Genomic DNA, 12,094 nt, shown 5'->3' on the forward strand with positions numbered 1-12,094 from the left:
GCCCCAGAAATGACAGATGTCTCGCGACATATGAGACATATGTCGCGAGACATCACATGGTGGCGAGTGAGGGATTCGAACCCCCGAAGTCGTAGACAGCTGATTTACAGTCAGATCCCTTTGGCCGCTTGGGTAACTCGCCGAACGCCCGACCACGTTGTTCACATGACCGGGGGCCACACAAGGATACCCGCGGTCGGCCGTTGCGTGAAATCGACGCGAACGGCGGACCTCGGGCGGGTCAGAGCCGCTCGATCGGGACCGTGTCGTTGGGGCCGAGCCCGTCGGCGCGGTCGGATGTCGAGGGGGCGACCCGCGGTGCGGCGCCCGTCGCCGACGAGGCCTGGGCACCGGCCGCTGCGGCGCCGCCGGGGCCCAGCGGCGCGCCCGTCGCCCGGTTCACCGGCCCGCGGAGGCCGGCTCGCGCGATGACGCGCTGGATCGTGAGGTCCCGCTCGTTCGGCGAGCCCACGAACCGGATCTCGTTGAGCCCCTGCCGCTGCGCGGCCGACTCGAAGATGATGTGGCCGAAGCCGAAGATGCGGCCGACGACCGGCCGGTGCACCGAGATGTCGAGGATCCGAGAGAGGGGCATGGTCGCGATGTTCTGGCTCAGGATGCCGTGCACGCGGAACACGCGCATGTTCGTGATCACGAACCGGTCCATCTGGGCCTGCAGGATCCGCCACAGGCAGTAGCAGGCGAGCCCGATGGCGAGGACTGCGGGCAGCCACCACGCCTGGGGAGGCACGACGAACGCGAGCAGCAGCAACGGCACGGATGCCACGAGCCCGAGCACCGGCGTCACGATCGCCGCCCAGTGCTTCGCGACCTCGTCCACGACGACCTCGCCCTCGTCGGCGATGAGGAACCGCTCGACGTGGGGGTCGAAGATGCTTCGGGCGTCGGCGCTCACGGGGATCCCGTCAGGATGCGAGCGAGGTGAAGAAGGTACCGACGGCCTCGATGGCGCCCCAGACGGCGGCGAACGCGCCCTGGACGGCGTTCGCGGCATCCTCGGGCCGGGTGATCGTGTAGAACAGGGCGAACCCGACGACGAGCCCGATGGCGATGCGCTTGACCCACTTCACGGCGGTGTTCCCTTCGAGTAGAGGTGGGTATGGGCAAGCCAGGCCCCCCGAAGGCCCGCCCCGGACCCGCTCTTTTCTACCGCACGCCGGGGAGGCCCTCAACGCGCCACTCCGCGCGGCGATAGGATCGGCTGTCCCGGTCCGCGCTCCCGGCGGACGGCGTCAGGCGAGGAATCCATGGTCGGCATCGAAGAGGTGGCCAAGCTCGCGGGGGTCTCCACCGCGACGGTCTCGCGCGCCCTGAGCGGCCGCGGCCACGTCTCGCCGGCGTCGAAGGCCAAGGTGGTGGATGCCGCGGCGCAGCTCGGCTACGTCGTCTCGTCGAACGCGTCGAGCCTCGCGTCGGGGCGCACGCGCAACGTCGGCGTCGTGATCCCGTTCCTCAACCGGTGGTTCTTCGCGTCGGTGCTGGAGGGCGCGCAGCAGGCGCTGCTCAGGCACGGCTACGACGTCACGCTGTACAACCTGTCGGGCGACGGCCGCGAGCGCTCGAGCGTGTTCGAGCACTTCCTGCTCCGCCAGCGGGTCGACGCGGTCGTCGCGGTCTCGCTCGAGCTCACCGAGCACGAGGTGCAGCGCCTGCACGACCTCGGCAAGCCCCTCGTCGGCGTCGGCGGTCCGATCCCCGGCGTCCGGACGCTCACGATCGACGACGCCGCGGTCGCCCGGCTGGCGACCGAGCACCTCATCGCCCTCGGGCACCGGCGCATCGCGCACATCGGCGGCGACCTCGAGTTCGACCTCGACTTCCACCTGCCGACGAACCGCCGCCTCGGGTACGAGGCCGCGCTCCGCGACGCGGGCGTCGAGCCCGATCCGCGCATCTTCGCGCCGGCCGACTTCACGATCCAGGGCGGCTACCACGCCGCGAAGCAGCTGCTCGGCGTGCCGCACGACCGGCCGACCGCGATCTTCGCCGCGTCCGACGAGATGGCCATCGGGTCGATCCTCGCCGCGCGCGACCTCGGCATGGTCGTGCCGCGCGACGTGTCGATCATCGGCATCGACGACTACGACCTGTCCGAGTTCTTCGGCCTCTCGACCGTGGCGCAGTTCCCGCGCGGCCAGGGCGAGAAGGCGGTCGAGATCCTCATGGAGCAGCTCGAACCGGGCCCGGATGCCGCGCCGCCGGCCGCGACCCCCCTGCCGTTCGAGCTCCGCGTGCGCTCCTCCACGGCGGTCCCCCCGGAGCGCTGACCCCCGCGCGGACCCCATTCACGGACCATTTCTGCGGTGGAGTACGCGCACACCCCGCCCTCCACCCCAGAAATCGCACTCGAACGCGACGAGAGCTCGGGGCGAGAGCGCGGGGCGAGAGCGCGGCGCGTCAGGCGGGAAGGCGGAGGCGCGCCAGCGACGCCTGGATGGCGACGGCCGCCGCACCGCGCGCCCACGAGCTGAAGCCCGCCGCGTCGACGTGCACCTCCACGGGGGTCGCCTCGGGATCGCGGTCCGCGGCGAGCGCGGCGAGCGCCGTGTCGCCGGCGACCTCCCAGAGCCCGACGCCCTCCCCCGAGAGCACGATCGCGTCGACCATCGTCAGGTTCGCGATGTACCCCATCATCCGGCCGAGCGCGCGGCCCGCGGCATCCGTCACCGATCGGGCGGCCGGATGCCCCGCCGCGGCCAGCTCGAGGACCTCGTCGTAGCCGACCTCGCGTCCGAGCGCGATGCCGACCTGCGCGCAGATGCTCGGGATCGCGAGCATCGCGGTCGAGCACCCGCGGTGGCCGTCCAGGCAGAGGGGTCCGTTCTGGTCGAGCGGCAGGTGGCCGCCGAGGCCGAGGCCGGTGTCGGGTGTCGTGACGACGCGGTCGTGCATCACGAGGCCGTAGCCGACGCCGGCGCCGACCGTGACGACCGCGAACGCGTCGTGGGCCCGCGCAGGTCCGAACCACTGCTCGGCGGTCGTGAGCGCCGTCACGTCGTTCTCGAGGTCGACCGGGATGCCGAGTCGCGCCTCGAGCAGGTCGGCGAGCGGCACGTCGCGCCAACCGAGGAACGGAGCACGGGTGACCACGCGCTGGTCGGTGACGTTGCCGCCGATGCTGAGGCCGACGCCGCCGAGGGCCGAGCCGTCGAGCGCCCCGCCGTCGAGCCCCGCGCCGCCGAGGGCCGCGCCTCCGTCATCGGCGAGCTCCGCCACGAGCCCGGCGATCACGTCGACGACCCGTTCGACGTCGTGACCGTCGAGCTCTCGCGACGCCTGGGCGAGCGCGGTGGCGCGCAGGTCGGTGAGCACGCCGTACGCCGCCTCCCCGGTGAGCTTGATGCCGACGAACCGCCGGGCGTCGACGCGCACGTCGAGCGGTCGCGCCGGCCGGCCGGTCGCGCCCTGCACGGCCTCGGCGGTCTCGACGAAGAGCCCGCGGTCGAGGAACGGCTTCGACAGGCGGGTGAGGCTCGCGGGTGAGAGCCCGAGCCGGCGGCCGAGGTCGGCGCGGGAGATCGGGCCGTGGATGAGGACCTCGCGGGCGAGCTCGCGCGCGGAGTCGCCGAGTTCCACCTGCGTCATCACCGCCTCCTCACGCGATTCATTCCATCATGACATGAACCGAGGCGATCCACCCCTCTTCATAGATAGAAGAAGTGGGGATTGACACTCCGTTATTTCTGTCGTAGAAATAAGTCATGCTCCGATCAGCGCCGATCCACCTCCGCAACGGCGGCACCAGCGTGGTGCTCGACCATGCACGCGCGGCGCTCCCGACGATCGTCCACTGGGGTGCTGACCTCGGCGCGGTCACGGCCGACGACCTCGACGCGGTGGCGATCGCGGCGCTCCCCCAGCGCGTCTCCGGCGGGCTCGACCGCCCGGCCGCCCTCACGCTCATCCCCCAGGACGCCGACGGCTGGCTCGGCACCCCCGGCCTCGCCGGGCACCGCGGCGGGCGCGCGTTCTCGACGAGGCTCGTCACCGACGCGATCGAGGTCGACGGCGCGTCCGCCGTGATCAGGGCGACGGATGCCTCGGCCGGCCTCGCCGCGACCATCGAACTGCACGTGACCGACTCGGGCCTCCTCCGCCAGCGCATCACGCTCGAGAACGTCGCAGCAGAGCCCTACGCGCTCACCGCGCTCGCCCCCACGTTCCCGGTCCCGCTCGGCGCCGACGAGCTGCTCGACACGACGGGCCGCCACCTCCGCGAGCGCAGCCCCCAGCGGCACGCCTTCACGATCGGCACGCACCTCCGCGAGAGCCGGCGCGGCCGGCCGGGCTCCGACGCGAGCCTCCTGCTCGCCGCCGGCCGAACGGGCTTCGGCTTCGAGCGCGGCCTCGTCCACGCCGTGCACACCGCCTGGAGCGGCAACCACCGTCTCCTCGGCGAGCGCACCCCGACCGGCGAGGCCTTCCTGTCCGCGGGCGAGCTGCTCGTGCCCGGCGAGATCGAGCTCGCCGAAGGCGAGTCGTACACGACCCCGTGGGCGATCGGCTCGTGGGGAGACGGCCTGAACGAGCTGTCGAAGCGGTTCCACGACGAGCTCCGCGCCCGGCCGCAGCATCCGCGCCGCCCTCGCCCGGTCACGCTCAACACGTGGGAGGCCGTGTACTTCGACCACGACCTCGACACGCTGACGGCGCTCGCAGAGCGGGCCGCGCGCGTCGGCGTCGAGCGGTTCGTGCTCGACGACGGCTGGTTCCGCGGCCGCCGCGACGACACGGCCGGGCTCGGCGACTGGTTCGTCGACGAGGGCGTCTGGCCCGACGGGCTCGGGCCGCTCATCGACCGCGTCCGCGGGCTCGGCATGGAGTTCGGCCTGTGGGTCGAGCCCGAGATGGTGAACCTCGACAGCGACCTCGCGCGCGAGCACCCCGACTGGATCCTCCGCGGTCGCGACGACCTGCCCGTGCCCGCGCGGCAGCAGCACGTGCTCGACCTCGCGAACCCCGACGCGTGGGAGTACCTGCTCGACCGGCTCGACGCCCTGCTCGCCGAGTACGACATCGCGTACCTCAAGTGGGACCACAACCGCGACCTGCTCGAGGCCGGCGCCGCCGACAGCGGGCGGCCGCGCGTGCACGAGAACGTGCTCGCGCTGTACCGCCTGCTCGCGGCGCTCAAGCGCCGCCATCCGGGCCTCGAGATCGAGTCCTGCGCGTCGGGCGGTGCCCGCGTCGACCTCGGCATCCTGGAGCACACCGACCGCATCTGGACCAGCGACACCCTCGACCCGATCGAGCGCCTGCAGATCCAGAAGTACACGGGGCTGCTCGTGCCGACCGAGCTCATGGGCGCGCACCTGACGAGCCCCGAAGTCCACTCCACCGGACGCTCGGTGAGCCTCGACCTCAGCGCCGGCGTCGCGATGCTCGGCCACTTCGGCATCGAGTGGAACCTCGTGAACCTCGACGACGCCGGCCTCGACGCGGTCGCCGCGTGGGTCGCACTGCACGCGCGCCACCGCGACCTCATCCACACCGGCACGCTCGTGCACGGTGACGTGACGGATGCCGCGACCGACGTCCGCGGCGTCGTCGCACGCGACGCGGCATCCGCCCTCTTCACGTTCACGCAGGTGACCACCGGCGTGACCCTCCCGCCCGGCCGGTTCACGCTGCCGGGCCTCGACCCCGACCGCCGGTACACCGTGCGCGTCGCCGCAGGCAGCCCGGCCGCGGGCCCCGGCCAGTCGCCGCTGCCGTGGGCCGAGCAGCCCATCACGCTGACCGGCCGCCAGCTCGGCACCGTGGGCCTCCAGGCCCCGGTGCTGTACCCCGCGCAGCTCGTGCTGCTCGAACTCACCGAACCGTCCCCGGAGGTCGAGTAGGACGCGAAGCGCCCGTATCGAGACCACCACCCGCCGGGTCTCGATACGCGCGCCGCGCTACTCGACCACCGAAACCGACCACCTCATCCCCGACGCGCAAGGAGGCGCACGATGACGCACCATCCACCACGCCCGTACCGGCACCGCCGACGCCGAGCGCTCGCCGCGGCATCCGTCGCCCTCGCCCTCACCGCAGGCCTCGGCCTCGCCGGCTGCGCGAGCGGCGCCGGCGACGACCGCGTGAAGCTCGACTTCTTCCAGTTCAAGGGCGAGGCCCTCGAGGACTTCGAGCAGATCATCGCCGACTTCGAGGCCGAGAACCCCGACATCGACGTCGTGCAGAACCAGGTCGCCGACGCCGACACGCTGATCCGCACGCTGCTCGTGAAGGACCGCACGCCCGACGTCATCACCCTGAACGCGAACGGCAACTTCGGCCGGCTCGCGCAGGCCGGGGTGTTCCACGACTTCACGGGCGACCCGCTGCTCGACACGATCAACCCGGCGGTGCAGGAGATCCTCGCCGACCTCGGCACGTACGGCGACGAGGTCAACGGCCTCGGCTACGTCAACAACGCCAACGGCATCATCTACAACCGCGACATCTTCGAGGAGCAGGGCCTCGAGGTGCCCGAGACGTTCGACGAGCTGATCGCGGTGTGCGATGCGCTGGCGGATGCCGGCATCACGCCGTTCTACGGCACGCTCGCCGATTCGTGGACCGTGCTCCCGTCGTGGAACGCGCTCGGCGCGTACCCCGCGCAGGGCGACTTCTTCGACGAGATGCGCGCCGAGGGCGAGGACGTCGGCCCCGACTCCCCCGTGTCGTTCGAGAAGGACTTCCCGACGGCGATGGAGCAGCAGGCCGAGCTCTACTCGTACGCGCAGGAGGGCTACCGCGGTCGCACCTACGACGACGGCAACGCCGCCTTCGCGAACGGCGAGGCCGCGATGCTCATGCAGGGCATCTGGGCGGTGAACCCGATCCTCGGCATCGACCCCGACGTGAACCTCGGCATCTTCCCGTACCCGGGCACCGACGACCCCGACGACCGCCTGCTCGTCTCCGGCGTCGACGTCGTCGTGACCATGGGCAGGGACGGGCCGCACCAGGAGGAGGCGCAGCGCTTCATCGACTACCTCTTCCAGCCCGAGGTCATCGAGGGGTTCGCGGCGTCGCAGAACATGGTGCCGTCCGTCGAGGGCGCAGAGCTCAGCGACTCGGCCGCGATCCAGTCGGTCGCGCCGTGGTTCGAGGAGGGCCGCATCACCGGCTTCATCGACCACCAGGTCCCGCCCGGCATCCCGCTGGATGCCACGGTGCAGGAGGCCCTCTTCACCGGCGACCCGCAGTCCGCGCTCGCCACCCTCGACCGCGAGTGGGCGAAGGTCGCCGCTCGCACGATCCCCGTGACGGGAGAGTGACCATGTCCACGTTGACCCAAGCGGTCCGCACGTCGACGACGGGCGGCACCAAGCGGGGCCGGGCCGCGCGCAACCGCGTCGAGACCCGCCGCGCGATGCCCGCCTTCTACTGGATGGTGTGGCCCGCCGTGATCGCGTTCGCCGCGTTCCACACCCTCCCCGTGATCATCGGCATCTTCTTCAGCTTCACGAACTACGCGGGCTACGGCGCGTGGAACTTCGTGGGCCTGTCGAACTACGCCAACCTGTTCCGCGACGACCGCGTGCTCGCGGCGTACGGCTTCTCGTTCCTGTTCGCGATCGTCGCGACGATCCTCACCAACGTGATCTCGCTCGCGATCGCGCTCGGGCTGAACGCGAAGATCGTCGGCCGGAACTTCTTCCGCGGCGTCTACTTCGTGCCGTACGTGCTCGCGATCCTGGTCATCGGCTACGTGTTCCAGTTCTTCTTCTCGAACTCGCTGCCGAAGATCCTGTCGGGCATCCCGCTGTTCCGCGACAACCTCCTGACGAGTCCCGACTGGGCGTGGACCGCGATCGTCGTGCTCGCCGTGTGGCAGGCCTGCGCGTTCGCGATCATCATCTACCTCTCGGGGCTGCAGACGATCCCGGGCGAGCTCTACGAGGCCGCGTCGCTCGACGGCGCGGGCGCGTGGCGCCAGTTCCGCTCGATCACGTTCCCGCTCATCGGTGCGTTCTTCACGATCAACGTGGTGCTCAGCCTGAAGGGCTTCCTCCAGGTGTTCGACCCGATCGTCTCGCTCACGAACGGCGGCCCGGGCACCTCGACCGAGTCCGTGACGCTGCTCATCTTCCGGGGCGGCTTCTCGGGCGGCGAGTTCGCCTACCAGACGGCCAACGCGGTGATCTTCTTCATCGTCATCACGGTCGTCTCCCTCTTCCAGTTCCGGGTCCTTCAGCGCAGAGAGGCCGATTTCTGATGACCACCGCAACCACCACCCTGGCGCAGGCCGAGGAGGCCCTGCCCACGGGCGCCACCGACGCCGTCGGCGGCGGACGACGCCCCCGTCGCGGCCGCGGCCGCGAGTCCGACGACACCCGCCGAATCAACTGGTGGGCGACCGCCCTCATCGCGGTGTGCTCGCTCACCGTGCTGATCCCGCTCTACCTCGCGGTCGTCGTCGCCCTGAAGACCCCCGACCAGCTGGTGTCGGGCACGGGCTTCGAGTGGCCGAACCCCGTGAACTGGGGCAACTTCGCCGAAGCCTGGCAGCGGACGAACTTCCCGCAGGCGCTCACGAACACCGCCCTCATCACGGTCGGCTCGGTCGTGTTCACGCTGCTGACGAGCTCGATCGTCGCGTACGCGCTGGCCCGCAACATCCACCGGCCGTTCTTCAAGGGCGTGTTCTTCTACCTGCTCGCGGCGCTGTTCATCCCGTTCCCGATCATCATGCTGCCGCTCGTGAAGCAGACCGCGATCCTCGGGCTCGACAACCAGGCCGGCATGATCGTGCTCTACACGATCTACGGGCTCTCGCTGAACGTGTTCATCTACACGGCCTACATCCGCTCGATCCCGATCGAGCTCGAGGAGGCCGCGCGGGTGGACGGCGCCTCGACCTGGCGGGTGTTCTGGCAGGTGATCTTCCCGCTGCTCGCGCCCATGAACGCGACGGTCGGCATCCTCACCTGCGTGTGGGCGTGGAACGACTTCATCATGCCCCTCGTGGTGCTGACCGACCCCGCTGCGCGCACCCTGCCGCTCGCGCAGTACGTGTTCCAGGGCCAGTTCAACACCGAGTACACGACGGCGTTCGCGTCCTACCTCATGGCGATGGCGCCGCTGCTCATCGTGTACATCTTCAGCCAGCGCTGGGTGATCTCCGGCGTCACCCGAGGCTCGATCAAGTAACCTGCGCGGATGCCGCGGGGCGGGCGCTGCGTGCAGACCCCGTCCCGCGGCATCCGTTCGATCCCTTCGAAAGGAAACACCCCGATGACCGACGCCCGGCTCTCGACGACCGACGCGCCCGCCACCCTCGCCGATGCCACCGTGCTCGCCGCCGACCCCGACTGGTGGCGGCAGGCCGCGGTCTACCAGATCTACCCGCGCAGCTTCGCGGACGCGAACGGCGACGGCATCGGCGACCTCCGCGGCATCACGTCGCGCGTGCCGTACCTGGTGGAACTCGGCGTCGACGCCGTCTGGCTGTCGCCGTTCTACCCGTCGGCGCTCGCCGACGGCGGGTACGACGTCGACGACTACCGGAACGTCGACCCCAAGCTCGGCACGCTCGCCGACTTCGACGAGCTCATCGCGGCGCTGCACGCCTCCGGCATCCGCCTCATCGCCGACATCGTGCCGAACCACTCGTCGAACCGGCACGAATGGTTCCGCGAGGCGCTCGAGTCGCCGCGCGGGTCGGCGGCCCGTGAGCGCTACATCTTCCGCGACGGCGAGGGGCCGGATGGCTCGGAGCCGCCGAGCGACTGGCAGTCGATCTTCGGCGGCTCGGCGTGGGAGCCCGTGGGCGACGGCCAGTTCTACCTGCACCTGTTCGCGCCCGAGCAGCCCGACCTGAACTGGGCGAACCGCGAGGTGCGCGACGACTTCCTGCGCACGCTGCGCTTCTGGTCCGACCGCGGGGTCGACGGCTTCCGAGTGGACGTCGCGCACGCCCTCGCGAAGGACCTCACCTACCCGCTGCGCTCGCACGCCGAGCTCGAGGCGACGAAGCTCGTCACCGACGGCTCGCACCCGCTCTGGGATCGCGAGGAGCTCGACGAGATCTACGCCGAGTGGCGCGCCGTGTTCGACGAGTACGAGCCGCCCCGCATCGCGGTCGCCGAGGCGTGGGTCGAGCCGACGCGCCGGCACCGGTACGCGGCACCGACCAGCCTCGGCCAGGCGTTCAACTTCGACCTGCTGCGCGCGAACTTCTCCGCGGCGGAGTTCCACGAGATCGTCGACCGCAACATGGTCTTCTCGGCCGAGACAGGCTCCTCGAACACGTGGGTGTTCTCGAACCACGACGTCGTGCGCCACGCCACGCGGTACGGCCTGCCGGCCGACCCCTCGGGCGACGGCGCGCCCGGTCGGGAGTGGCTGCTGGACGGCGGCTCGCCCGCCGAGGTCGACGCCGCCTGCGGCCTCCGGCGAGCGCGCGCCGCGACGCTGTTCCTGCTGGCGCTGCCCGGCAGCGCGTACCTCTACCAGGGCGAGGAGCTCGGACTCCCCGAGGTCGGCGAGATCCCTCCGGCCGACCGCCAGGACCCGTCCTTCTTCCGCAACGCCGGCGTCGAGGTCGGGCGAGACGGATGCCGCGTGCCGCTGCCGTGGGACGCCGACGCGCCGTCGTTCGGCTTCGGGCCCGCCGGCTCGGATGCCTCGCATCTGCCGCAGCCGTCGTGGTTCGGGTCGTACGCGGTCTCCGCACAGGCCCCCGATCCGTCGTCGACCCTCTCGATGTACCGCCGCGCGCTCGCGCTGCGGCACGAGCTGCAGGGCGCCGAGGAGCTCGCGTGGATCGCGCTGGACGGCGCAGCGGGCGGTGCCGCCGGCGGTGCCGACGCCGCCGTCGAATCCGACGTGCTCGCCTTCCAGCGCCCCGGCGGATGGACCGTGGTCACGAACTTCGGCACGACCCCGTTCGCGCTGCCCGCCGAGCTCGCCGGACTCGAGTTGCTCCTCTCGAGCTCCCCGGATGCCGACTCCGCTCCCGCCGCCATCCCCGCCGAGACCACCCTCTGGCTCCGCTGACGCGCCGGCCCCCACGCACGTTCAAGCACCATTTCTGGGGTGGAGTACGCCCGCACACCGACCTCCACCCCAGAAATCGCACTCGATCGGAGGCCTGCCCTAGCGCACGATCAGGTGCACCGGCTTCCGCACGATAGGGAGGCCGGCAGCGACCAGCCGGTCGCGGATCGGGTCCCGCCGCCACATCTCCTTCCAGTCCCACCGCACGAATCCTGTCACCAGCAGGCGAATCGCGTCCTCTCGCGCCTTCTCCGCGAGCACGGCGTCGGCGGCCGATCCTCCTTCGCCGCTCACGTACTTGCCTCGTCCGTCCGCCTCCCCCACGACCTCGTGCTCGGGCCACCAGAAGTCGAGGTAGGCATCGCGATCGAGTGCGGGCAGGCGCATCCGATGCTGGAGTACCGGCTGGGGGAACCCGAACTCCTCGACGACGAGGCGGCTCATCGTCTCGAGCGGGCTGTCGGCGTCGGTCGTCGCACGCGTCAGCACCTCGTCCACACGCCGGCTGCCGTGGTACGGCAGGAGCCGCTCGTGCTCGGCACGGAGCTCGGCTAGGGTCGTCAGCGGCGGCGGCGCGGCGGCCGATCGCGACACGCGGAGCGCGGCATCCGTCGCCACCAGCGCCGTCGCGAGTGGCGCGTGCCGCGCGAGCTGCACCAGGCTGAAGGCGATCGTCGTGGTCGTCAGCCCATCGGTCTGCACGGTCGAGATGTCAGCGGTGCGCGCGACCCTGACGACATCGCCGCGGCGACTCCCCCGGCCGTCGCGCGACATGATGTGGACGTTCCGCGGCCACGGGCCCACGATGGGAAGTCCCGCAAGCGCGATCGCGGCGTACGACGTGAAGATCGGCGCCTTCAGCGAGATTCCCGCAGCTCGGACGAGGTCGCGATAGCGCGCAGCATCGCGCTCGGGCGCCGACGCGCCGGCTACGCCTACAGGCTCGCGGAACACACCGACTCGCACGCGATGGAGGCGACCTGCCTCGGCGGCGGCATAGAACTCGGCTTCACGACCCGCGGCGCGAGCGTCGCGGGCCAGGACGAAGCCATGGGTGGTCCTCGGGAACGGCTGGTTCACCTGC

Annotated in this window: 10 protein-coding genes and 1 tRNA gene; 6 read left to right on the forward strand and 5 right to left on the reverse strand. The window is 71.1% G+C overall.

Going from position 1 to position 12,094, the window contains the following annotated elements:
* Positions 1-57: 57 nt before the first annotated feature.
* The 3 genes from GLX25_RS09790 to GLX25_RS09800 all read right to left on the reverse strand — a co-directional run bounded on the left by GLX25_RS09790 (position 58) and on the right by GLX25_RS09800 (position 1,091).
* A tRNA-Tyr gene (locus GLX25_RS09790) sits at positions 58-142 on the reverse strand.
* A 99-nt stretch (positions 143-241) separates the two neighbouring features.
* Positions 242-916, reverse strand: a complete 675-nt coding sequence (locus GLX25_RS19365) for a PH domain-containing protein (RefSeq protein WP_166548678.1) — start codon at positions 914-916, stop codon at positions 242-244.
* Between the two features lie 10 nt (positions 917-926).
* Complete coding sequence (locus GLX25_RS09800) at positions 927-1,091, reverse strand: hypothetical protein (RefSeq protein ID WP_166548679.1); 165 nt, start codon at positions 1,089-1,091, stop codon at positions 927-929.
* A gap of 177 nt (positions 1,092-1,268) precedes the next feature.
* On the opposite strand from GLX25_RS09800, the gene GLX25_RS09805 reads away from it, so the two are divergent.
* The gene (locus GLX25_RS09805; RefSeq protein ID WP_155842328.1) at positions 1,269-2,288 is read left to right on the forward strand and encodes a LacI family DNA-binding transcriptional regulator; all 1,020 of its coding nucleotides are present in this window, start codon (positions 1,269-1,271) and stop codon (positions 2,286-2,288) included.
* 130 nt (positions 2,289-2,418) lie between these two features.
* Here GLX25_RS09805 and GLX25_RS09810 read toward each other — a convergent pair whose 3' ends face one another.
* Positions 2,419-3,606: an ROK family transcriptional regulator gene (locus GLX25_RS09810; RefSeq protein WP_155842329.1), complete on the reverse strand. Its 1,188-nt coding sequence runs from the start codon at positions 3,604-3,606 to the stop codon at positions 2,419-2,421.
* A gap of 116 nt (positions 3,607-3,722) precedes the next feature.
* On the opposite strand from GLX25_RS09810, the gene GLX25_RS09815 reads away from it, so the two are divergent.
* The 5 genes from GLX25_RS09815 (at position 3,723) to GLX25_RS09835 (ending at position 11,010) form a co-directional block, all read left to right on the forward strand.
* Positions 3,723-5,861: an alpha-galactosidase gene (locus GLX25_RS09815; RefSeq protein WP_155842330.1), complete on the forward strand. Its 2,139-nt coding sequence runs from the start codon at positions 3,723-3,725 to the stop codon at positions 5,859-5,861.
* Positions 5,862-5,972: 111 nt separating this feature from the next.
* Positions 5,973-7,286 (forward strand): ABC transporter substrate-binding protein, encoded by a 1,314-nt coding sequence (locus GLX25_RS09820; protein WP_155842331.1) that lies wholly within the window; start codon positions 5,973-5,975, stop codon positions 7,284-7,286.
* A gap of 2 nt (positions 7,287-7,288) precedes the next feature.
* Positions 7,289-8,227, forward strand: a complete 939-nt coding sequence (locus GLX25_RS09825; protein WP_155842332.1) for a carbohydrate ABC transporter permease — start codon at positions 7,289-7,291, stop codon at positions 8,225-8,227.
* On the forward strand, positions 8,227-9,162 hold the full coding sequence (locus GLX25_RS09830; RefSeq protein ID WP_155842333.1) for a carbohydrate ABC transporter permease: 936 nt from the start codon (positions 8,227-8,229) through the stop codon (positions 9,160-9,162). Before GLX25_RS09825 ends, GLX25_RS09830 begins: the two co-directional genes overlap by 1 nt.
* Before the next feature lie 84 nt (positions 9,163-9,246).
* The gene (locus tag GLX25_RS09835) at positions 9,247-11,010 is read left to right on the forward strand and encodes a glycoside hydrolase family 13 protein (protein WP_155842334.1); all 1,764 of its coding nucleotides are present in this window, start codon (positions 9,247-9,249) and stop codon (positions 11,008-11,010) included.
* A gap of 99 nt (positions 11,011-11,109) precedes the next feature.
* Here the strand turns inward: GLX25_RS09835 and GLX25_RS09840 are convergent, their stop codons facing one another.
* Positions 11,110-11,712, reverse strand: coding sequence for a hypothetical protein (locus tag GLX25_RS09840; protein WP_155842335.1), 603 nt, complete (start codon positions 11,710-11,712; stop codon positions 11,110-11,112).
* Positions 11,713-12,094 lie beyond the last annotated feature (382 nt).

The organism is Agromyces luteolus (assembly GCF_009729855.1).
Lineage (GTDB): Bacteria > Actinomycetota > Actinomycetes > Actinomycetales > Microbacteriaceae > Agromyces > Agromyces luteolus.

Excerpts from the sequence above, each read along its gene's own strand:
- GLX25_RS09805 (WP_155842328.1), top strand. The coding sequence starts at position 1,269 with ATGGTCGGCATCGAAGAGGTGGCCAAGCTCGCGGGGGTCTCCACCGCG.
- GLX25_RS09810 (WP_155842329.1), bottom strand. The coding sequence starts at position 3,606 with ATGACGCAGGTGGAACTCGGCGACTCCGCGCGCGAGCTCGCCCGCGAG.
- GLX25_RS09815 (WP_155842330.1), top strand. The coding sequence starts at position 3,723 with ATGCTCCGATCAGCGCCGATCCACCTCCGCAACGGCGGCACCAGCGTG.
- GLX25_RS09820 (WP_155842331.1), top strand. The coding sequence starts at position 5,973 with ATGACGCACCATCCACCACGCCCGTACCGGCACCGCCGACGCCGAGCG.
- GLX25_RS09825 (WP_155842332.1), top strand. The coding sequence starts at position 7,289 with ATGTCCACGTTGACCCAAGCGGTCCGCACGTCGACGACGGGCGGCACC.
- GLX25_RS09830 (WP_155842333.1), top strand. The coding sequence starts at position 8,227 with ATGACCACCGCAACCACCACCCTGGCGCAGGCCGAGGAGGCCCTGCCC.
- GLX25_RS09835 (WP_155842334.1), top strand. The coding sequence starts at position 9,247 with ATGACCGACGCCCGGCTCTCGACGACCGACGCGCCCGCCACCCTCGCC.